We start from the raw sequence: 22,131 nt of genomic DNA on the forward strand, positions 1-22,131 counted from the left end.
ATTTCTCTATTCAATTTTTCCACTAGTTGGTAATATCTTGCCATCTATTCTGCTGCTAGTGCTTTTTCTTTAATAATCCCAGCATTCTCTAATATATAGTTTGCTGCTTTGGTAGCAGCACCAGAGGCAGTAAATATTGCCTTTTCATTCGATTTTAAGTGTCCTAACCAATGATTTAGGTAAGAGGCATGGTTTTCTAAACTCGATTTGATTCCTACCTCTTGACAAACGTAGGCTGCTCCTAATTCGGCGATCAGTTCCTCAAAAGCATATTCTGAGGAATTTTTATCCGTATTCATTTTTCGATTTAATCGAGAAGGATGACCTGTCCTGTGAATTAGCTCGTGCAGATGCGTAGAATAGTAAGCTTCTACATGAGTAAATTGCTCCAAATTTGGCATCAGAATTATGTCTTCACTAGGAGCATAAGCGGCTTTACTATGTCCATAGGAAACATTAGCTTTTTGAGCAGTAATAATCGCTTCAGCTTTTTCATACCTTTCTTTTTCTGAAGGCATACCTAGATCGTACTTTGCGGTTAAATCTGCAATCTTCACTTCAGCACGAGAATCAATGATTGAATCTGTGTTGAAAACCTGAAACCAGTCAAAAAATGGAAAAGAAACTGTTGTTTTTTCACCATCTTCTTTTTCGATTTCTTTAGTTTTTGGTCGAAATTTCAAAAGGTTAGTAGCTTTTGCTCCTTTTTTGATACTCCAACCTTTAGCTTTGGCTGCTTTAAATGTTACAAAAAATGGGGATTCGTAGCCAAAAGTTAGCGAATCAACCATACAAATTAAAGTATTGGTTGACTGATAAACAGTCCCTGTCGTTAGGTTGCGATAAGTTCTGCTACCTGGTTTCCATTCTTTACGCCAAGGCAGAGTTCCCTTTGCCATTATTTCAAGCAATCGATCGGTTACGATTTGATATTTATCGTCAGCCATCTTGTGTTACATATACTACACCTTTATTCTAACAATTCTAAGTATTAATTTATACAAGTAGTGTTTATATATGCAAAAAAACCAGAGAGAATTCTCTGGTTTGAAGTAAGACAGTCAATTAAAGGTCAAGCTGTTGCCCCAACAGCAGTTTTTGTCTCTGTATTTTCAGGTTCTGCGCTAGTTGCCTTGGGTTTACGCTTTCTTGTACTAGTCGTGGGTGTGGGTGGTAGCTCCTCTGGATTAGACTGAGATTTTTTCGCCTTGGATTTGACTGATTTTGGTTCACCATCAGAAGATGGTTTCTTCCTCTCCCTACGAATAGCTGGTGGTTTTCCTTCGACTACGGCAGGAACCTCTGGAGTGGTAGCTGGTGGTGCTTCTTCTACACCGGGAACCTCTGGAGTAGCATCTGGTGGCGCTTCTTCTACTACACCAGGAACTTCTAGAGTGGTAGTTGGTGCTTCTTCTACTACACCAGGAACTTCTGGAGTAGCAGATGGTGGTGCTTCTTCTACACCAGGAACCTCTGAAGTAGTAGCAGTTGGTTCTAAAAATTCAGATATTTCTAATTGATGAACTTCTGGGAGGCAATGTGAAGGGATTGATTTGAAAAAGTCCGACTGGCTCAAGCTTTCCAACTTATACTCATCTTCAGTGATTCGCAATCCCATTTTTACTTTGAGATAAACCCGCATCCCGATTATGTTGTCTTTCTTAGAAAGAATCTTGTATACCAGTATCCCTTCTTCAAAAGACTGGTGGACAACTCTACCTTCCCAGTCAGGGTTACTTTTTTCCCACTCAACATCTTTAAGTGGGGCAAACAGTGCTTCTAACTCTTCTGGTTTGTGTTTGTCTCTAAGCTCACAAGCTATTTCAGCCAAGGCTTGCAAAGTTACTGATTGAGTGCTGACATAATATTTGCGGATTTCCGGGGCTGTAATTGTCTTTTTTAGTGCCTCCGACCAATGAGGAATCACCTTTGTTAGGATTTTAAAAATCCTAGAGCAGAATTCTAAAGATTGCTGATGATTCGTAGTAGAATCGTTCCGCATTTTTATAGTCAGCTTCCGTAACAAAGATAAGGTGAATAGATTGGAGTTCTTACCAGACAGCGAGGTTTTCTCGCGATCTGTAAACGCTTTTAAGATCGGCGTTTGTGTAGTTAAATCGTTAGTGAAGTTCGATTCGGCTTCAAAGGTATTGTAAGCAACCTGCAAGCTTGTAGAGGCTGACCTTTGCTTGGCGTGAATCAGGAAAAACATTCGCTGAGACACGGATAAATCGTAGTCGGGAAACAATAGAACGGGTAAAGTTTTATCTGCCAAGCTCGCTTCTTGAGCGATGGCCATTCTCGCACCGACTTCGCGATGCTGTCCATCGTTGAATACTAACTTGCTACCAGGCAGCAATGTCACCTTTCCAGAGTCAAATTCCATCCCCAGCCCTTCTGCATCCGAGTCGGGGTCTTTGACGACACTAGCCGTAAGTGTCGGCAACATAAAACTGTCGGATTCTTTGACAAGGTAATCACGCAAACCGTTGGCGTGAGACTTAATTAGCTTTCTTTGAGCTTTTTCTTGAGGGGGGCAATCATCCGGGTATCGCATTACTGGCAATTTTGGCAGTAATGCAAAAGGGATGAAAACCAAATAGCAATCACCAATGCCTTGCTTCCCTTTGATGGCATCAAAGGAAATAGCTGATTCTTGAGAATTTACAGTATCCATGCTTTCTATATCTGAATCTGAATGCATCTTGTTCTCCAAGTAGCTTATAAAAATTTGCTACTTTCTGAAGTATACCTTACTTTTAGTGTTTGGGCAAACAGATAATAAAAATATATATTTTTTAAAGCTGTCAAAAGCCAGTGATACAGGGCTTCACCAATATGTTGTTTGGCGGACAAGCAAATAAAAAGCCTGAATCCTTGTCGTTGCCGGAGCAGTTGCAATCTCGTTATTAACTCAAGCTCAAATCAGGAAGACGCGATCGCTTTTAGAGGTTTTTCTCAAATTCCTCATACAAACGTGTTAAATTCCGTAATTGATCGACAAATCTTTGACGGACATAAGTTGGGGAAAAAACAATCACGCGATCGCCGTAGCGCTGTATCGTTTGAAAAAACCAAAATACGCTATTTACTCGTTTGATCACTTCTAGATATTGAGATTTTTGATATTCTATAGTTTTGATGCTAACATCTTCAGGTTTTGGCGTGTATCTAAAGCTTGAACTTAAATACAATTTCACTTCTATTTCATCCAAACCTTGATAATTCCAGGCAGTATTGGGTAATGGCTGGATTCGGGAAGTTTTGTCCAAACGAAAAATCCGATTGTGCTTGAGTTCTGCTGGTTCATCAGAATTAAAAATATTTTCTACCCAACAGCGAAGGTATGTCCGCTGCTCTCCCACTGGGGCATTCCAAAATTCTGCGTACCGACAGCAATAGCTGTGTCTATCGGTAATTAGAGTAAATGATTGCTGTTTTTCGATTAATCCTGCAACTTCCAGCACCCAAGGTAGCTGCATCTCGCTCAAACGAGCTAATTCTGCATTTATAGGTGCATTTTCACTAAAAAGCTGTTTGGCAATCAAAAGCAATAAATTAGCATCTTCATAATTAGATTTCTCTACTAGTGAAGAAATTCCTCGAACCAGGGCTTTTTGTTGTCCCTCGGTAATTGTAGGAAATAACATTAATTTTTTCGTCGCGATCGCTGCGAGCAAATCTCCGATATTTTCCTTTTTTTGCTCGTTAACCAAATTAGCAAGATTTTCCTTGACAGTTTCAGGAATTTTCAGGATTGCGCTGAAATCTTCATTTGCATAATTTAACTGGGGATGCAATAAATTAATCAAAATATCGCTAATTTCGGTCAGCGAAGTTGGGGAAATTTCCATCCAAGCAACCCCGACTCCACCCCGATTCAAAATATCAGCTAATTCTAAATTAGAATCTTGCCAGCGATGTTTTAAATTTTCAGATTTATCAATATATAAAACTTGTCCTTCCTCGTCATAACAAAAAAATATACCGCTAACTTCCGGTAAGTTAGCATCAGCAGTTAATGGCATAAACAATAATTCTCGCGAGGCTACACTCTGTAACAACGCTGTAATACTACCGCGACCACCATAAATTTTATTTTTTGCAAACGCAACATTTCTTAACGTTTTTTCCAAAGTTCGTGGCACTTTGATGCTAATTCGTCTATCTGGTTTTATCATTGAAGGCTAGAATTCTTACTGCGCAAGTGTTACAATACAAGTGTCCCCTAGTTTACCATGAAAAGTGTTGACTTCGGAAAAAGTGTCCCCTAGTCTATAAGAAAGACAAGGAATGCAAGTATGGAATTGATTTTGTACATTATCAGCGGTGCGGCAGGCAGTGGTAAGACAGTACACGCCGAAACCTTGGTTGGCGAAAATAATCCTCTTGAGTCGGATAAATTCTCTGGAATTTATAATGACGAAGGTTTATATGTAGTTGAAAACCAAAAAGCTTCTCACGATTGGAACTACGAGCAATTTGCCATTGCCATTGGCGAGAAAAAAACGCCGATTGCGATGTCTAACACTTCGATGGAGCGGCGGAATTATCAGCGCTACATTGATTTAGCGATCGCCAATGGGTATGTTGTCAAGAAGATAAATGTTGAGGGAACGCTCTTTCCCGATGGCAGTCCATCGAGAAGTGTACATAAAGTTCCGCAGTATATTGTTGATAAAACAGTATGCAAATACGAGCCTTACGTGCATCAAATTAGAAAGCCTTGGCATTCTAATGCACCACTTAAAGATACCAAGGGGAAACGGGTTTTGAGGTTACTCGACCGGGACAAAACTTTAGTGTTCAACCCCGATGGGGGGATGGTGACGCTGGAGAAAATGATGCAAATTCCGGGAATTACTAAAAAAGTAACCCAGTGGAAAGCAGATGGGGATCTCATTGCAACAATCTCAAACCAAGCTGGGATTGTGGCGAAACATAAAACGATTGACGAATTATTTGAAGAAGCCAAGCTCTTGCAAAGTTGCTTTCCGATTGATTTGCAGTTGTATTGTCCCAATTGGGAAGGAGATGAATGCTTGGTATATATGGAGCAGTCCCAGAAGTTTAGACAGCTAAAAAGAACAGCCGATCGCCAAAGCTTTCGTAAGCCCCAGGCGGGAATGATCGAGTATGCAATGCACGATTACTTCTCGTATGGTTACGAGGAAGTAGAAATGATTGGCAATGGTAGGGAGGATTATTTGGCAGCTCTAGCGGCAAACATTCCCTATCGGCATATTCATGATGTGCTGTATCCCTCCTAAAAAGCAAAAGGCTGTGTTACTGCAAACACAGCCTAGATGCACTCTGTTTACAGAATGCACAATGACATTAGAATAATAACACGGAGCCAGATATGACTACTTTACGAGAAATTCTCAGTGGCGACTTATCGGGAAACCGGGAAATTTTTTACGAATATTCCCAAGGATGCGCTCCTGAATCACCTGCTGAAATTAGAGAATTAGGCGATTTTCCTTATCCCGAACAGTTTGGGAAAAATTATTCGTGGACAACGTTTGCAGATACGCCAACTGCCAGGAAATGGCTGGCAGAGTATGCAGAGAGCGATGATGCGATCGCATTAATCACTGAAGAGAAAGAATCCCGTTCGCTTCGATTTGATGCAGCAATTCAAGGGAAGTATTATCTTCCTGAAGATAAGTCAAGTTAATGAACTGAAAAACAATTGCAATTACCCACTAGTAGCGAATGTAAAGTGGATAAATTTAGTGTAGTTTGAAGAGGTTTAGATGAAGTTTCAAGAGTTATTTGCTGCTTTTGTAGAATTGTACGGTGAAGATAGTTCAACAAAAGAAAAAATTGAGAAATACTGGAACAGCATTGATTCAACTACTTCGAGCGATCCTTACGAAGAGGCTGAATATGCAGCATCCAGCAGTTTTTTTACCGAAACAGAATCAGCGGCAAAAACAGCAATTTTACATGGTGATGGTTCGCACAATGCTCCTTATTGGTTAAACGGACTAAGAAACGAAGAACGAGGTAGCTTGCGCGGAATTATTGAGCTAGCAGAAAGTAAAGGAATCACCAGAATTAGCTTTTTGGGTTCTGGACGTTATCTTGAGAAACGCTCGGATGGATGGTTTATAACATCTGACAGCGAGTGTTGCGACAAAGTTCACGCACTACCACCTAAAGGAAAAAAAATGTATGAGAATATATGAATTAAAAATAGTTATGCACGACTTTCTTTTTTATTCAAGTCGAGAAATTGGCTATTTGTGGGAAACAATTCCCGTGATACATAATTATGCATTGACTTATGCATTAGGCTTTTGCAAAAGTAATTACCATTCTCCAAATCCGCAAATTCCTTTATATGGTAAGCATTTATCAGAAGTAAATTGCATGAACGTTTATGTGACTCCAGCAATGATATCGTTTGCGGAATCTGGAGCGCAAATATCTGACACACAAAGCTGGTCTTTTGGCTTCAATGGAGAAAAGTATCATTTGAAAATGGCTAAAAGAGAGCAAACGGCTAGAAATATTCCATTGATTGGTAGGAATAAAGTTATTTCTCCAGAAGTGGCTTTTACGGCTTTCTTAATAACTCAAGAGAATAACAACATTAAAATCCCTCAATGGATAAGGCTAGGAAAGTGGGATGGTAAAGCTGAAGTTACTGTTGAAGAACAGAGATTCAGTATAGGTGAGGGAAAATTTAACTGTAAAATATATCTCAATCCTTTAGATATCCCCCAAAGATGCAAAATTTTGTCTTATGATGTTTTAAATATGCCTCCAGTTAGTTTAATTAAAGAGTTGGTGGCAGAAGCTAAATACATTAAATTAGAAAATGAAATTAAGTTGCCCAAAAACTTAAGTTATCATATTCTTGAATCTTAGATAAAAGGCTGTACTTGCAAAAGTACGGCCTTTTTCATTATCTCCATTGTCAAATGTTATAATTAAGTATACACCAACAATTTGGCAACAAATTAGTACGCAGATATCTATGGGTATTACATAATTAAACGAGGATCTCATGGAAGAATATAAACAATTGCAACTTGCCAACAATTGGCACGAACGTTGCGTATTAGCAGCAACTGCCGAAGGCATAAATGTATGTGGTTCGCCGGAGATTGGCAGGCATATCTACGATCTCTGGGTCGATGGCATGAATGCTTGCGAACCAGAAGGATTCTATCTGGCGGGACACATTGCAGATATTGTTGACCAATATCATGTCTCCACAGAACAAGCGACCAAACTATTAGAGTCAATTCGCTTGTTGATTGTGCAGTACGACGATTTCATTGTTGGGCATATTGCCTGTGAAGAATCGAATGAAACTAAATAGCGATCGCTATTTAAAGTAAAAACCAAAAAGGTGCTAGCAAATATTATTTGCTAGCACCTTTTTATTGGCTTAATTTAATCGCTTGGATTTTCAGAACCAAGCCATTTCTTGCCCTCTGCGGCTTTCCGATTAAAATCTTCAAGTAACTTGAGATCCTTGAAATCTAAATGTACTGTACCTTTTTTATAAATTCTAATTGTAAAAAAGGTACTTTGAAATGGTTTTTTATACTCTCCTGTCTCATAAGCTAAATTGCAGAAATCACTAATTGTCATTGCTAATGTGTGGATCTCGTTAAACTTAGCGTGGCAAAGCCAACACATAATCTTGTCCAAGTCGTTTAAAAAAGGTTCTTGATAATAAAGAAGCCTGAATCTAAAGTTGTCAAAATAAACTCCATTAGGCATAATTATCCGTTTGTTTAACTTCCAACTTTTATTGGTTATCCAACCTTCGCTCACTTTGTTATCTTTGTGATGCGACGTTGCCTCGTCAAAAACCTTGACAAGACTATCATTCATGATCTCATTCATGTTAATCATAAACATGAATAAAATCTCTTTGATATTTGCTTCAGTAAAGCTCAGAGAACTTTGAGTTAAAGAAAACTCATTGAATTTCAATTGAAAATCAGTAGTAGTCTTGCTACCCAATTCTGTCTTGTTGAAAACTGTATTCCAAAACCGAGATTTTAAAACCATTAGTTTTTCGTTAAGCGAACAGCTATTTAACAAAAAGTTCTCGTTCAAAATTTCTCTAGAATCGTAAACAGGACGACTAATACCATTGAGAAAAAATTCCAATCTATCTTGCATGTCATGACACTCGATTAGAATTCTTCTGGCAGCATTATACCGAGCTACCAAATTAACAACCATGTCATTATGTGCCAAAGTATTGGGAGCAAATTTTCCAGAGGCAATCTCTTCATCTAAGTCAAAATTAATTCCTTCAAAATTAATGGATTGCTCTTTTACTGGCTTGTTTAGCCTCACAAGCACTACTACAACATCGGTAGGACACTCGGATTCGAGAAAACATTGTCCTAGCCATTCGAGGCATCCATGCGACTCTATTTTGGCAAGAAACTCACCTAAATTAGCTTTTGGATCGTAAACTTCACCATTGCAAGATGCCAGTAAATGCAATAATTGCTTTCGTTCTTTGGTGTATGGATTTAACAGTGTATTCGCATTTAGCAATGTTACTAAATTTCCCCCATCACTGAGAATTTCCCAGGCTTTTAAAACATGAGAAACACCTTGGCTAAATGGTGGATTCATTAAAATTAAGTCAAAAAGCAAAGGCTCGTCATATTCTAAAAAATCAATGCCAATTACTCTATAACCTTTTCCCTGTAATGTATAACGCAGATCCGAGTTTATTTCTATAGCGAAAAGCTTTGACCTTTCTACCTCAAGCTTGTTGCAAAGATAGTCAAGAATATTTCCAAGTCCAGCAGATGGGTCTAGAAAAGCAGAACCTTGATGAGTAAAGCATTCTTTTCCCGATCCATTCCGTTCTATAAACGGATTTAGCATTTGCCTAATTACCGGATCTAGGGTCGGAAAAAGCTCAGTTTCTAACATTATTGTTTGGTTATTTATTTGTAGTTAGTTCTATGTATATTATAACAATTAGTATTTATTTATACCTGTAAGTTGTTGAGTTAAAATTGATAGCGATACCATTCTTTTGAGCCTAACTTTTAAAGTTGGGCTTTTTGCGTTTAAATTGCCAGTTAAATAATATTCAGCTACAACTAAAAAGTAATTCCCAGGAAGGACAATGAAATTAGCTGAAATTACTGCACCTTTAGAAATTGATGACTTACCTAAAGAATTGATAACAGAGATTCAAGAGTGCCTAAAAGTAGGAGGATATCTGCAATATGTTGATGGAATTGTTGGTTCTCAAACAAAATTAGCTTTTGGTAAATTCAAAGAGGATGTATGGTTAGAGCATCCAGCAGTATTAGGTACAACCACTGCCAAGGCTTTGCTGGAATTGCGGGAAAAACGTGAATGTGCAGCAGAGGCGATCGCCAAACAGGAAGATTTAAAATTACTAGCGAGTGATGTTTTAGGCTCAAAAACTGGAAAATCGATGCTCCTACCTACAGGGAGAACTGTTTATGAAAACGAGTTGATTTTACCGGGTATCCCTTTGACGTGGGGAGAAGCAACCAAAGGATGCACTCGGATTCCCACACAAGTAGAAGAGGTGATCAATGCGGTTAACTTGGCTGAAGCCTTTGGAGAGGTGCGCGATAGTTTTGGTTCGCCACTGGCAATTACCAGCGGGTTTCGTCCGAACCGTCCGCATGATATCAATAAAGCTTGTGGAGGAAGACCACAATCACAGCATATTTATTTTAAAGCTTTAGATATATCACCTTTGAATGGGAATTTCTCAAAATTATGGCTGATATTGAAAAGCAGCAAATTTACAGGATTAGGGGATGGCGTCAGCACCGGGAAAGGTTTTTATCATGTTGATATTAGAAGTTCAGGACGGGTAATTTTTGGTTATTAGCCAAAAATCAGCAAGTAGATATTTTTGCAAAGCTAGTGATAACATATACGTCGTTAGATGGACAAATGAAGCTCTTTTATTTGGAATAAAAGAGCTTTTGAGTTTTTATTACTTAATATTTATGGCAAATCCCCTAGAAAAAAAAATCAATGATATTGCGATTAAACCGGAAGCACCAGATAGTCCAGCTAAACCGAGGGTACCCCTAGCGCAAGAATTTGCTTTGGGATTCCAGATTGTGGCTTATTTGTTCCAACTGTCCAGACCGCAGGGATGGCAAGTACCGCCAATTTGTAAAATTGTTGAGAACAAATTAAAAATTCAAGGACAGGCTTTATTGCGTACTTATCCAACCGAGAGCTTGCCCATTGATACTACTATTGCAATTCCGCCTCTGGAAAGTACAACTACTGTTGTGAAGCGGGATGATTTTTTATCGTTAGTTGGTTTTATCGCCGAGGTTGGGATAACTCAAGATCCTAGCATTGGGGTTAGCTTTCGTTATCGAGAGCCAAATACCAACAACATTATTACTTCTCCACTTTTGGAAAATTCTCGCAGATATCGAGCTTTTTGGATGTTGGTTTTGTCTAATACTCAAATTACTGCTGAAGAGTTTCTTAATTACACGAGTTTGGAGGCGAATGGCGATCGCCGATTAGCGATCGTGAACAAACAAGATCAAGGTTATTTGCTTTCGCCCAATCTGAGAGTTTGGGCGTTAGATGCCAATCTCAAAGACGGGGTTGCCTATACATTGTTACCTGATGCAATTGAGATATTGCCAATTTGCATTATCAAACGAGTTCAAAATTATCAAGAAGATGGCTATATCCAAGGGTATGGAGGAGAAGGGGAGATTGCTCAAGATTTAATCTCTTCGGTGGCCAATGGGCAGTTGCTGCACGAACTCAATAATGAAGTTATTCGCCGATTAATCCACGAAATATGTCGTGGGGTTCCAGGTAAGGGAAAGGTAATCAAACGAGTAATTATTAACTTATCAGCAGGGCAAGCTTCTGGGAATCCAGGGAAGGCAGGGATTGCTGCTAATAGTTTGAATGGGAGTTATTGTATTGGCAACGACCAACGCATTGGGTTCACAAACCAAAAAGTTACCCAAAAGTTAGGGGTTACTGTGGTGATTGCCAGTAACGATGGGTCGGGACGAGCAAGATTAGCCACTGGACTAAATACCAATGCTCCACTTGGCTCTATTTTTAGCGCCGACAAAGCCGATCACCGCATATATTCGATTGATGGGATTGAACAATCAGCGCTGGGGAATTTTAGTAATTTAGGGGGGAGTGGGTCTTTGCAATGGGTTGCCGGAGAGAACAGTACTATCCGTCCCGGTTCTCAGGCTTTCTTTGTGCCGGCAATTATTTATCCTGCGGGAAGCGGTTTTTCGGTTCCTTTTCTGAGGTGCGAGCATGGCTATTTTTCTAATGGCGCAACGATTTCGCCCATCAATATCCGACCGGGAATTAGCGACGATATTGCTGCTTTTGAATTGCCCCAAGACGGAGAGCCATTTATTGTGATCACCGATAGCGCCAGAGCAGCAATTCTCTATATTTATAAATTGGTTAGTGTAACTGCCGATGCCAATGGAGTGGTGACAATTCCCCTGAAAGAAAAAGGCTGTTTTGCCTTTATTCAAAACTATCCCGGCAGGATTGATGCGCCAGTTTGTAAGGGATTGGTTCCCAATCAAACTTACAGTGCTTTGGTTTACTATCCACCTCGTTCGCAAGAGACTTGGCAATTTCAATTTGCTTATACCGAATACCAAGGTGTTGGCGTTGCAGAGCCAAACTTTTTGGAGGGAGCAACTATTCTCACTCCTCCTTTACAAGTTTTGCACACCCAAGGAGGTGGATTATCTGTTCATGTGGTGAATTCCAGTTTGCGAGAGTCTTTGGTGGGGATGCATTTACCCTCACTGCCGAGTTCCCCAATTAAAAGTTACGATTTCGATGCGCCAATCCAGTTGCCCAGCGAATCCTACGATGGGCCAATCACCTTGCGTCACGATATCCCGCCTTTGCCAGCACCAAATTTGGCATTCCCCACCCCTGGACAAGTCATTTCACTCAAAACAACTTCGACATTGCAAGATCGTTCGCTCAAATCTGCTTTATACGTCAACGAGCAATTACTAGGAGTGCGATCGCCAATTTTAGCTAGTCGTTCTCCTTACCAGTTAGTAATCGCTTTTGCTGCTAAAAAGGCGGAACAATTGAGATTAGTAGTGATTACGCACAATTGTTATGGGGTAGCTGGGGAAAATATTGCTTTTGACCCCAGTCAAGATACAGCTATTGATATTTTTGAATTTTAGGTAAAAATTGAATGTTACAAACAACCAATTTTCCTTCCCAGGTTATCTCATCTCCACAGAGAATTGAGCAAAAAATGCATATTATGCTTTTGTACGAGCAAGCCCTTTTTCCTCAAAATTGCGATTGGCAAGCAATTGATATCTACGGACTAGATTCAGAATTAGGTTAAACAACCAAAAACAGTTATGCCATATCGCCGACGTTTTTATGAAAACCTACCTATTTATGCTCGACTTGCTGACGAACAGCAAGGGCTTTTGCGGCATATATGTGATGCCGCAATCCAGCCAGAGCTAGATAAAATTTATGAAGCGTTTGCTGGGCAAGAATATTATTACGATCCGAATCATCCGCTTTCTTGGGATCACCTCGACTGGCTAGGGCAGTTTGTGGGGTTAGGGATGATTGAAGATCATTGGCTGGGCATAGGGATAAACCCGGACTGGCCAATTGCTTGGAAGATTGATGCCATTTCTAGGGCATGGAATTATTGGCAAATAAAAGGGTCGGAGGCAGGAATTAGAGAAGCTGTAGCTATTTGGTTGCGCTTCGATGATAAAAAACGGTTTTTACTAAAATTGCCATTTGGACAATATGCAGATGAGGGGCATCCTGGTTGGTGGGATTACGAAACTGTCTATGACGACCATTTAAACAAAACATTCCCCGAAAGAAGAAACCTTGCTTGGGGAAACCACTGGGGGCAACAATATAGAGCAAATTATTACAGCATCCAATCCCCCTATCCGGTATGGGATTATTTAGATTTGTGGAGCGACAAGACGTGGAATTACCTGCCACCACACGAAACTATCTACGATAGATCGCGTTTGGGGGATAGAGAGCTATGGATGCATTTTTATTTAAAAGAGTGGGAATGGAATCAGATATTCCCCAACATTCTCACCTTAAATATAGAAATTTTGCCAGCTACCACTACTGCCACTATCTTCGGCTGGATTGAACTATCGGGGCACTGCTCCTGCTTGTTACTAGAAAGAGATGATAGTTATATTAAAACCCAAACTTTCATTTGGATAGAATTAGATGGGTTACAGTACGGGCAGTTGGTCACAGTCAACAATCAATCGGTTCCTCAACCTACCCTCCCAAACAGCAGCGAATTTTACATTTATGGAGGCGATCTTTACCCCTATGAGACTAACCCAGAATACTACACCTTGGAGAATGTTAGTGTTGAAACCGCATGGGGAGTCTGGGAACCAGATTTTTGGGATGGGCAGTGGTGGGCAAAAACTATTTCTGTCGATCCAGGTATAGAAACGCTTAATTTTGATAGCTTTGATGTTGCAGAGTTGGGTTTTGTCGAAACCTTAAGTGCAGAAACTTTCACCATTGATTTAATTGAATTTCCACTGCTAGGATTCCCTGGTGGTGAATTGTGGTATGCAGCTTGGGATATCTATAAGTACCAAGAGGTACGAAGAATTTATCACGAATCGGTTGGCTGTACGCAAGGAATTGCTTTTCTACTGCCTGGGGATGAATTGCAGCTGACAATAGACTTGGGTGGGATATTTGCTGACGAGCCAAATCAACACTTGACTCTTGATGAATTCAATGATTTTGTGCTGGAAGAACCGATTAAAATTGCAACATACATTGATGAATACGACCAAGGATTGCCATATTTATCTGCTTCCAAAAACACCAGACCTTTGTCTGCGGCAGCTTATCCCTCGGAAACATTTTCAATTGAGATTGACTTTGAACCAGTAGACACAATGGCAATCAATAGTTTGGTTTCTGGGTACTTGTGTAACGTCTTCGGAGGTTTTAGTACTTTGACTCCTGTAAGTATTACAAAATATCAAGTAGAAATCAAACCAGAACACGAATATTCTTGGGCAGATATTTATCCAATTTTGGCAAAAGTCAACAATGGGGAGCTTTGGACTTTAGTTTTAGAAACAGACGAAGAGGTGTTTTTAATCAAACCCACGACTATGTTTTGGTTTGCTGATGAAGAAATGAATGTGCGATCGCCAAGCTTCTCATTTCAAGAAGGTACAACCAACCTTTACATGGAATTTGTATTCAAACCGAAACAAGATACGCATATTCGCTACGCTGGGCTAAGTTTAGAGACTGAAATAGTTCAATCTGAAACTTTCTACTATGTCTTAAACGTTCCCGCAGAAATTTATGTGGGCTTAATTTTTAAGATCCCCTTGCGTTTACCGACAAGTTTGGATACACCAGAAGAAGAAATGCTGCTAGAAGAAATTCTGCCATTGCTCACACAAGAATTGCGGACATTGGCAGGATTGAGAGGAGATAAAGTTCCCGAACTCCACAGTTCTCAACCATTTTTGGATTGTTGTATGCCAAACGAAACCTTGAAAGAGCTATTGATTTCTATCAGAGATACGATTAAAGAAAAATCGGTGGTAGCAGATAAACATTACCTGGAAATTATTGCTACACCCACCATGTCGATTACGGTTTACCATAACTTACTAAAATATCCTGCCGTGACTTTCATTGACACAATTGCTGGCAACGGCAGGAGGGTAGAGGGAACTGTTGATTACATCAATACGAACTCAGTTACCCTCACTTTCTCCGAGCCAACTACAGGGAGGGTATTCTTTAACTAGCCTGTAATTGACATATATACCGTTCGATTGATTCTTGGGAACTGCTCAAAGCGATGATTTTTTTACCTTCATTTTCTCGGTAAACGCTAATGTCCCAAGGTGCGTACAGTCCCTGCCATTGAATAGAAACAACTCCCTCTTCGTTAACGCTGTAAGAATACGTTCCTTGTTCTTGGGAATCTTTTTTTACATACTTCCCGTTAGCGTTCAAAGTAAAACTGTATTCCGAATCTTGATAGGCTAGATTTTGGCAAAGATAAAATCCCAGTGGTGGAGATTCGGCTTCATTTGCCTTTGGTATGGGAGTAGCAGCTACTGGACTTGGCAAGGAAGTAGATTCAACCTTTGAGGTAGTACAGCCAGCAATTGTCAAACAGCAGGCAAGGATTAAGTAAATTTTCATATTTTGCAAAAACGGATGTCATTTCCTTATAGCTGTTACAGAGCGCTTTCTACCGAGTAAAATTACTGAAATTATCCGGGGATGCGGAAAATGCCAGAATATAGAGACACATTAGAATTGAGATTTAATTATTTACAAAAAGCTAGGTGGGAAGTTTTTTCCGAGATGCCCAGCGTCGCTGAAATCACCAATGGGTTAAGTGAAGGAGAAATTCTCAGGCGAGATGCCTGGATTTTTATGGTGCGTCAGAATGGGAAGTTGCGACCATTTTATTTTGATGCCGTTACTAAAGAAGTCCTTCCTTTTGTTGCCAGCACCAATCCCTTCCCAGCTTCGGCAAAACTCAGTTATTCACAAGCTATTGGCGACGGTATCAACAAGGAAATCATCGTTACTCACAATTTAGGGCGGATGGATTTACATGCGGTAGTTTGGCAAGAAAATGGCGATCGCTTAGAACAAATAAATTGCAATATTTTTCTTTTGAAAAGCAATTTAAATCAAATGGGTTTTGGCTTTGCCATGCCTCCAGCAATCAACGAGTTTATAGTAGTAATTTCATAATTCAGTATGGACTATTTTTTAGAATTGGAAAAACACATCTACCGAACTCCGGTGGCTGAATTTGGCTATTTGATTGCTCAAGAACAGCAGAAAGTCACAACAGTTTATGACGGGAGATTTTTGCCTACCTTTATTTTGGATAAAGGAGGAGATTATCTTCAATATCGGCAATTTTTATTTGCTAACAAAGTTGGTTCGATCTTTGATTTAGAAGAGGGACAAGAAGTGATTGTTGCTCAACGAGATGAAAATACTGTCTTTCCTACTCATGCACAAGCTTAAACACAACCTACGTATATTTATCGAGGCTTACAAAAAACTTATGCTATATCATTGGGTGTAGTAAATCAGTCTTGATTCCTAATACTGGTAAGACTCGATCTAAATTTATTTTCACCACAAAAATACAAAGCCCTGTCGGTTCTTCCGCCAGGGCTTTCATCGTTTATATTCACTTAGGAGCAAAATGTCCAAGAAAATTTACACTAGTCTAGATTTCAACCAAAAAGGTACGATTCTTAATCTCCGTGCGCCATCGGGAGCAGGTGATGCTATTAGATTGGCAGATTTAACTACTGCCGAATCAAGCTTATCAGCAGCAATTGCTCTGGGCGATACCACAGAAGCTCAAGCTCGCCAAGCAGCAATTACACAAGTAAGTGGCGATTTAGTTGCTCAAATTGAAGCGTTAGAAGCGTCATACCAGGCTGGAGACTTACAGTTAAATAATTTATTGGATTTCAAGGTACAGGCTGCAATCTCTGGCTTTACAGTCAAAGATCCTGTATATGCAATTGCTAACGAAACTGTTAATTTATCTGGATTAGCAATTAGCACCCCATCATTTGATGGTAATGTGCCAATCAATGCTCGCATCCTCACAACTCATCAAGCAGGAGTTGATGCCAATGGTATAGCTGTACCCGACCCTGATAACAGAGTTTGGCTTGCTCAAACTGGAGCATGGATTCCAGCCCCAGATTTTGATGAATCAGCAGAGATCGTTCGCTCTGTCTTGGTTTCAGTAGAAAATGGCACAGATAATTTTGCAAACACCATCTACTTTTTAGTAGAGCCAGAAATATTTGCTAATACAGTCGTTGGTACGACACCCTTGCGCTGGGCTAGGTGGCAAGGAAACGATAGAGTCATTGCTGATGACAATACTCTAGCAAGAGATGGGATTACCTTTAGTGCTAGACTCGATGCCGACCAACTGATCACCAACGCGAGCGGGATTACCTTAAATCCTGTATTTATTAATCAACTCCGCAATTTAAGTTCAGCTACTGGTTCTCTATCTGTAGAACAGATAACCGGATTGCTGGCGTTTGTATTGAATAATCCTTTAAATGCATTTCTCCCAGCCGATGGTGATGTTGATTTGAATGGATACGTTCTTACAAATTTAGCAGATCCTACTCTAGCTAGAGATGCCGTTAACCTGCAAACCTACCAAGCTGGAATTGATGGGCTACAAACTCAAATTCAACAACGCGATTTATATTTTGATCTAACAACTGGTGTTGTTGTTGATGGTGATACCGTATTTACGGTAAATCATGGCTTTAATTCCTTTAAAGTTATGGAAAAAGTGATTGACAAAAATAGTGGCGAAACTGTTGGTACAGATTTTGCTAGTGTAATGAACAATCTAAATACTTGTACCGTTACGTTCCGAAACGAAACTAATGTTTCTACAACCCAGTATGGATTGATGCTCCACAAGGTAGCAGACTAAGATAGAATCTTTGTATAGCTATTAGTACAAGTAATAGATAGTCCAATTGACGCCGATTGGACTATTTTGTTTTGTTTGACTGCTACTACTAATCCACACTCAAACTTGTTTCCTCAACTTGATATTTGTAAAGGATGGTTGTACCCCGGTGGACAATCGTATCAATCAAAGTAATTTGGCTTAATCTACCTTTAACCTTAAAATAAGTATTTTCATTCACCATTGCCGGATTGAAATTATCTGGGAAGACATAAACTATTTCTTTAGAGTCTTTAATAGCGCTAGTGCCATTGTTAGTAGCTACCAACGACATTTTTTCAGTGATACTGTAGCCACTTAAGGGCTTACAAGTCCATTCTTTTTGTTCTGGAATTCCGTAGAAAGCATCAGATGGCTGAGTGATCTGCATAGAGCAAATCTCTAGCGTTCCTCCTTGCTCTTTGCTAGCATCAATAAAAGCTTGTTGGTCGAACCATAAATTATCCATAATCAAATGAAAGTAACAATTGTTAAGAATGAATGGGGACAGCTAAAAGCCAAGTTAAGAAAACTCGAATTTGATTTACCCGAATTAGGAAAAATTTGGGCTACAAATTGCGCTCAATTTTTCAATACTCGCTATCGCGAGCATCTTCGCACTCAGGGGAGAGGAGGGGCTGGGCCACGACTTTCTCCAGTGACTTTGTATCTTTATAATAGAAGAGGAAATCCCGATGGTAGCGGCATTCGCAATTTTATTGAAATAGAAAGTGCCACTGAAGGCAACAAATTTCGCATTGTCTTTGGCATCAAAGCAGGTAGAGCCAGTATGATTGCCAAGGTTCAAGACCGAGGGGCAACAATTAAAGTTACCGAAAGGATGCGCGGTTTCTTGGCCCGGAATGGAGTATTCTTGCGAAGGAGTACCACTCATATCAACGTTCCAGGAAGAAGAAGCTGGAGTGAAACTTCTGAAAGAACTAGAGAATATGCAAAATCCACTTTAAAAGAAATATTCCCAAAAATTCGTGAAGATAATTAGAAGCTTTTGCTCGGATTTTACTCGTTTTGAGGCGATCGCCAATTTAGAATTACAGCACGACGAATTTGTAGCAAAGTCCGAAGCCGGAATACTGGTTTATCCATCGGTGCATCCTTTGTTGGCACAAAGGTTTTTTGGGTTTGAGGTGAAAAAGCGGGGGGAAGTACAAGTAGCAGTTAAGTTAGTCGATTCTAAAATATTTTCTTCTGAATTTGAATATGCCTATTTTGATGGGGAAAATTGGCAAGGAAGTATAGAAAGACATTTTCAAAATATCGAACTAATTCGCCAAGGAATGTTGAAATGGCAAGGGGGAATTCAATTTATTTTAAAGATACTACCCCATAGCAGCGTTCAGGAAATTTCCTTTGGTTATGAAGTAAATTTTGAAATTACTGAGTATTTGTTGAATTATGCAATTCCTGATTTTTTGAAAATTCCCTGTTTTGTCACCTACATGAGTCGAACTGATGCTACGGGAAAGGTGCAAAAACCAGTTGGATATGAATTCGATAAAATCATTGAAATTAGCGTCCAGCCAATGGGCAGCGCTCCTATTCCTGCCCAAATCGTCGCTGGTGAAATCAAGCTGCCCCAACCCATCTTGAAGCAAGTAGTACAGGTAAATTTTTCGGTTATCCCATACACCCAATTCACCAGAGGTTTATATCAAATTGAAAAATTACCATGTGTAGTCATCCGCGAGTTACCAATTAGAAACGTGATCACTCCATACAGAATGGATGTCATCGAGTCCCAGCCAGGAATCAACGAGTTTGATTATCCTGTAGCTACCTTTGACCTACCTGTAGAAGTATTGGTAATGTCACAAAATATGACTGATGCCAAAATGATTATGCGATCGCTAATTCAGCATATACGCAATTCGGGTAAGATTTATATCCCGCCAACAGATACAGAAATCGGGGTATTTTTGGTGGGAATCGGGGAATTAGATGGCTTGGAATTTGAGGGTGGCATGGGCATCGAAGATGTCTCTGGAGACTTTAATAGTGGAGTGGCAACGGCGAAATTTAAGTTGTCGTTGAAAAATTTAGACTATTAGCTCTACTGAGATGCTTGTTTGATATGATACAATAAATATAAGTATTATTACTGACGCTAAGTTTTTGGATTTGGCGTGATTTATCTTTTGGAGAACAATATGTTGGCAATCAAAAATGTTTCCCATTTCACGGGTATCTCTTACTATCAAGCCCAAGTGTACGGTAGTGAGAGCGTTGTTTGTGGATTGAGAGATTTACTTTCAGGTGTTAGCGAATTGGAAAATTACATTTTGGCGAGGCACCCTCAAGACCCCCAAGATGGGGGTAAAATCGCCAAAGCTTATTGGTTTCAAGCTGTCGAAGAAGATGGAATTCGGCAAATTTATCGAGTTTCTTCTACTGGGACAGGAACTAAAAAACCGCTTGTAGATCCAAAATTAGGGTCGGCAGAATATTTAGCCCCAGTCGTAATCGAAAAAATGTTTCTTTCCTTTACTCATCCGGTAAAGGTGGAAAGAATTTTCAAGAACCAGGAAAATTATTCCCATCTTGATAGTGTTGGAGCAGTTGGCATTACCCAAGCGGTTTTAAACCTGCTTAAAAACCAGATGGGTAGCGAGATGTTTCGCCTAACCCAAGACGGTGTAGAAACGTTCCCCGAAATTTGTATTACAACCATCAATGGAAGTAAATGTTTTCGATGGGGAACAGGTGGTGGTTCTTCTAGTATCATCCCTTCTGGTTATGAAACAGCAATGGATGCTGCTTTTCTATCAGCAACCATCGCAGCAAACTTCTTCACACGCAGCAATTATCGCATCTGGCGATTGAGCCAGATAGAAAAAGAAAAAAATAAATAGGATTTTAAAATAAAAAAAGCCCTTTCGGAATCAAACCGAAAGGGCTTTTTTGTGATTAATCATAAAACCTGTTGTTTAAAACAGGTTGGTAATACTTCCATACAAATATATGCCTGTCCCATAGATTATCCAACAAAATTTTATTTGTCAACTTAATCATCCTTTGATAACTCAATCCGTGGATTCCACCGAGGAGAGTATTTCGATAAAACTATAAAATGGTCATAATTAATTTTGTGTATATTATGTTGGAAAGAGTATTAGGAAAATCCGCTATTCCTTCGATGTTGATAATTAGCGGAGTTGCTTTAACAATAGCAGTTATTCTTGTTCCCAACTTGAGTGAAAACAAATCCAACGCAGTCTTGAATTTGGCCTCATTGGCAATTGGCGCTGCTGCTGGGGTAACTCAAGCTGATAATAGCGCTAAGGCATTGCTCGAAAAATCCCTGATTCCTTTGATGTTGATAATTAGCGGAGTTGCTTTAACAATAGCAGCCATTCGCGATCCAAGCTTTAGCGAGGTCAAATTTAATGCCATATTAAACTTATCCTCATTGGCGATTGGTGCTGCTGCTGGGGTAACTCAAGCTAATAGTAATGTTAAAATTCAGTAACCTACATCTGCTTTAAAATGTTGTCCACTGTTTTTATTAATTTCAACGATCGCCGCTGCTGGAAAGGGATAAGTGGTGAGTATACCAAACTCACACAATTCTGGGGTTAGAAGCCAAAGTCCACCAAAATTTTTGTTACCTATTTCAATCCCAGGTAAATGGACATAGATTTGGCTGCTAATTGAGATTCCTGGGATTTTTTTCATTGGCACGGGAAACTTTACAGTAGCAAAAACTATGCCGCTCGAACCATTAGCAGTACTAAAACCATGCAAAATCGTGCGATCGGGAGCTTCCCAGTAGTATTGTTGGCACTTTAGTAATTGCTGCCAATAAGATTCTCTTGGCATTGGGGTAGCGCGATCGCCAATTTCCAATTTTAAGTCTGCGATATCGATAGTTTCGCCAGGAGTAATTGAAGTAGCGCTTGTAGTCCAGAGCTTGCTGACGTTGGAGCCACACTGAAACATGAACTGAAAAAATATAATATTGATGAGATTATAGTCTTCCAGAAAACTAGGAATTTTAAAAGTTACAGCAAATTTATTCCATTTTTTGCTGCCATCGGTTGTAACTGTTTTATTAAAAATCTGTTTGTGGTTATTCACAGAACTGTCTGCTGTGTGCAACCTAAATCCAATTCTTCGATTGGCAATTGAAGTTCTTGCATAAAAAGATACAGTTACCGTTTGTCCTAACAAAGACCTGGGGTCGTCCAAAGCGCTATTTAAAATCATGAAAGAGTTGGGACTGGGTGCTGCTCCGGCATCGAGAAAGTAAAGTCTCAGGTATTTTTCAGGATTACCTGGAGGGATGTCCCCACTTCCTTGAACGAACGATTCTTGAGTTAGTCTGACTTGCGGGAATTTTTCGCCAGTTCCCAAATCGAGACTGCTTGCAATATGCGTTCCAAAGGTAAATCTATCAAAACAAGCAATAGTATAAGCTCCTCCAGTTAAAGATGGGGCAAAGTTAAAAGTCGTTCCTCGCTGGGCAATTAAAAATTCGCCGTTGAGGATTTTATTTTCTCTCCAATATTTGTCGGGAACAACAAGTTGTTTGTAAACCATTTTTTCTATAC

At 39.7% G+C, this 22,131-nt stretch carries 23 protein-coding genes; 16 read left to right on the forward strand and 7 right to left on the reverse strand.

Annotation, left to right across the window (positions count from 1 at the left end; all coding sequences use genetic code 11):
* Nucleotides 1-44: 44 nt before the first annotated feature.
* The 3 genes from FD723_RS40115 to FD723_RS40125 form a co-directional block, all read right to left on the reverse strand.
* Entirely contained in the window at nt 45-947 is a 903-nt protein-coding gene (locus FD723_RS40115; protein WP_179070723.1) for an ArdC family protein, read from the reverse strand.
* 125 nt (nt 948-1,072) lie between these two features.
* A complete protein-coding gene (locus FD723_RS44035; RefSeq protein WP_179070724.1) occupies nt 1,073-2,704 on the reverse strand; it encodes a DNA sulfur modification protein DndB in 1,632 nt (543 codons plus the stop codon).
* 241 nt (nt 2,705-2,945) lie between these two features.
* Nucleotides 2,946-4,181, reverse strand: a complete 1,236-nt coding sequence (locus FD723_RS40125) for a WYL domain-containing protein (RefSeq protein ID WP_179070725.1) — start codon at nt 4,179-4,181, stop codon at nt 2,946-2,948.
* Nucleotides 4,182-4,301: 120 nt separating this feature from the next.
* On the opposite strand from FD723_RS40125, the gene FD723_RS40130 reads away from it, so the two are divergent.
* From FD723_RS40130 to FD723_RS40150, 5 genes are all read left to right on the forward strand, one after another.
* Nucleotides 4,302-5,270: a hypothetical protein gene (locus tag FD723_RS40130; protein ID WP_179070726.1), complete on the forward strand. Its 969-nt coding sequence runs from the start codon at nt 4,302-4,304 to the stop codon at nt 5,268-5,270.
* Between the two features lie 92 nt (nt 5,271-5,362).
* On the forward strand, nt 5,363-5,680 hold the full coding sequence (locus FD723_RS40135; RefSeq protein WP_179070727.1) for a hypothetical protein: 318 nt from the start codon (nt 5,363-5,365) through the stop codon (nt 5,678-5,680).
* A gap of 79 nt (nt 5,681-5,759) precedes the next feature.
* Nucleotides 5,760-6,194 (forward strand): hypothetical protein, encoded by a 435-nt coding sequence (locus tag FD723_RS40140; RefSeq protein WP_179070728.1) that lies wholly within the window; start codon nt 5,760-5,762, stop codon nt 6,192-6,194.
* The gene (cas5d, locus tag FD723_RS40145; RefSeq protein ID WP_179070729.1) at nt 6,181-6,879 is read left to right on the forward strand and encodes a type I-D CRISPR-associated protein Cas5/Csc1; all 699 of its coding nucleotides are present in this window, start codon (nt 6,181-6,183) and stop codon (nt 6,877-6,879) included. The genes FD723_RS40140 and cas5d overlap by 14 nt, the downstream gene beginning before the upstream one ends.
* Before the next feature lie 139 nt (nt 6,880-7,018).
* Nucleotides 7,019-7,336: a hypothetical protein gene (locus tag FD723_RS40150; RefSeq protein WP_179070730.1), complete on the forward strand. Its 318-nt coding sequence runs from the start codon at nt 7,019-7,021 to the stop codon at nt 7,334-7,336.
* A 74-nt stretch (nt 7,337-7,410) separates the two neighbouring features.
* On the opposite strand, the gene FD723_RS40155 is transcribed toward FD723_RS40150, so the two are convergent.
* Nucleotides 7,411-8,925 carry a DUF4942 domain-containing protein gene (locus FD723_RS40155; RefSeq protein WP_179070731.1) on the reverse strand — a complete coding sequence of 505 codons (1,515 nt, stop codon included), beginning with the start codon at nt 8,923-8,925 and terminating at the stop codon, nt 7,411-7,413.
* A gap of 199 nt (nt 8,926-9,124) precedes the next feature.
* Here FD723_RS40155 and FD723_RS40160 point away from each other — a divergent pair, with 199 nt between their 5' ends.
* From FD723_RS40160 to FD723_RS40175, 4 genes are all read left to right on the forward strand, one after another.
* Nucleotides 9,125-9,871, forward strand: coding sequence for a D-Ala-D-Ala carboxypeptidase family metallohydrolase (locus FD723_RS40160; protein ID WP_179070732.1), 747 nt, complete (start codon nt 9,125-9,127; stop codon nt 9,869-9,871).
* A gap of 121 nt (nt 9,872-9,992) precedes the next feature.
* A complete protein-coding gene (locus tag FD723_RS40165; protein ID WP_179070733.1) occupies nt 9,993-12,215 on the forward strand; it encodes a hypothetical protein in 2,223 nt (740 codons plus the stop codon).
* 11 nt (nt 12,216-12,226) lie between these two features.
* Nucleotides 12,227-12,385 carry a hypothetical protein gene (locus tag FD723_RS40170; protein WP_179070734.1) on the forward strand — a complete coding sequence of 53 codons (159 nt, stop codon included), beginning with the start codon at nt 12,227-12,229 and terminating at the stop codon, nt 12,383-12,385.
* A gap of 16 nt (nt 12,386-12,401) precedes the next feature.
* Nucleotides 12,402-14,837 carry a hypothetical protein gene (locus tag FD723_RS40175; RefSeq protein WP_179070735.1) on the forward strand — a complete coding sequence of 812 codons (2,436 nt, stop codon included), beginning with the start codon at nt 12,402-12,404 and terminating at the stop codon, nt 14,835-14,837.
* On the opposite strand, the gene FD723_RS40180 is transcribed toward FD723_RS40175, so the two are convergent.
* Complete coding sequence (locus FD723_RS40180) at nt 14,830-15,240, reverse strand: hypothetical protein (protein WP_179070736.1); 411 nt, start codon at nt 15,238-15,240, stop codon at nt 14,830-14,832. The genes FD723_RS40175 and FD723_RS40180 overlap by 8 nt on opposite strands.
* Before the next feature lie 90 nt (nt 15,241-15,330).
* Between FD723_RS40180 and FD723_RS40185 the strand changes: the two genes are divergently transcribed.
* The 3 genes from FD723_RS40185 (at nt 15,331) to FD723_RS40195 (ending at nt 17,545) form a co-directional block, all read left to right on the forward strand.
* Nucleotides 15,331-15,804, forward strand: a complete 474-nt coding sequence (locus FD723_RS40185; protein ID WP_179070737.1) for a hypothetical protein — start codon at nt 15,331-15,333, stop codon at nt 15,802-15,804.
* 6 nt (nt 15,805-15,810) lie between these two features.
* The gene (locus tag FD723_RS40190) at nt 15,811-16,086 is read left to right on the forward strand and encodes a hypothetical protein (protein WP_179070738.1); all 276 of its coding nucleotides are present in this window, start codon (nt 15,811-15,813) and stop codon (nt 16,084-16,086) included.
* 184 nt (nt 16,087-16,270) lie between these two features.
* Nucleotides 16,271-17,545, forward strand: a complete 1,275-nt coding sequence (locus tag FD723_RS40195) for a hypothetical protein (protein ID WP_179070739.1) — start codon at nt 16,271-16,273, stop codon at nt 17,543-17,545.
* Between the two features lie 88 nt (nt 17,546-17,633).
* Here FD723_RS40195 and FD723_RS40200 read toward each other — a convergent pair whose 3' ends face one another.
* The gene (locus FD723_RS40200; RefSeq protein WP_179070740.1) at nt 17,634-18,032 is read right to left on the reverse strand and encodes a hypothetical protein; all 399 of its coding nucleotides are present in this window, start codon (nt 18,030-18,032) and stop codon (nt 17,634-17,636) included.
* A gap of 6 nt (nt 18,033-18,038) precedes the next feature.
* Here FD723_RS40200 and FD723_RS40205 point away from each other — a divergent pair, with 6 nt between their 5' ends.
* From FD723_RS40205 to FD723_RS40220, 4 genes are all read left to right on the forward strand, one after another.
* Nucleotides 18,039-18,566: a hypothetical protein gene (locus FD723_RS40205; RefSeq protein WP_179070741.1), complete on the forward strand. Its 528-nt coding sequence runs from the start codon at nt 18,039-18,041 to the stop codon at nt 18,564-18,566.
* Nucleotides 18,553-19,632 carry a hypothetical protein gene (locus FD723_RS40210; RefSeq protein ID WP_179070742.1) on the forward strand — a complete coding sequence of 360 codons (1,080 nt, stop codon included), beginning with the start codon at nt 18,553-18,555 and terminating at the stop codon, nt 19,630-19,632. Before FD723_RS40205 ends, FD723_RS40210 begins: the two co-directional genes overlap by 14 nt.
* Before the next feature lie 99 nt (nt 19,633-19,731).
* Nucleotides 19,732-20,433 (forward strand): hypothetical protein, encoded by a 702-nt coding sequence (locus FD723_RS40215; protein WP_179070743.1) that lies wholly within the window; start codon nt 19,732-19,734, stop codon nt 20,431-20,433.
* Between the two features lie 245 nt (nt 20,434-20,678).
* Nucleotides 20,679-21,050 (forward strand): hypothetical protein, encoded by a 372-nt coding sequence (locus FD723_RS40220; protein ID WP_179070744.1) that lies wholly within the window; start codon nt 20,679-20,681, stop codon nt 21,048-21,050.
* Here FD723_RS40220 and FD723_RS40225 read toward each other — a convergent pair.
* Nucleotides 21,044-22,120 (reverse strand): hypothetical protein, encoded by a 1,077-nt coding sequence (locus FD723_RS40225; protein WP_179070745.1) that lies wholly within the window; start codon nt 22,118-22,120, stop codon nt 21,044-21,046. The two genes, FD723_RS40220 and FD723_RS40225, sit on opposite strands and share 7 nt — an antisense overlap.
* Between the last annotated feature and the right edge of the window lie 11 nt (nt 22,121-22,131).

Origin of the sequence: Nostoc sp. C052 (genome assembly GCF_013393905.1) — a bacterium.
Classification (GTDB): Bacteria; Cyanobacteriota; Cyanobacteriia; order Cyanobacteriales; family Nostocaceae; genus Nostoc.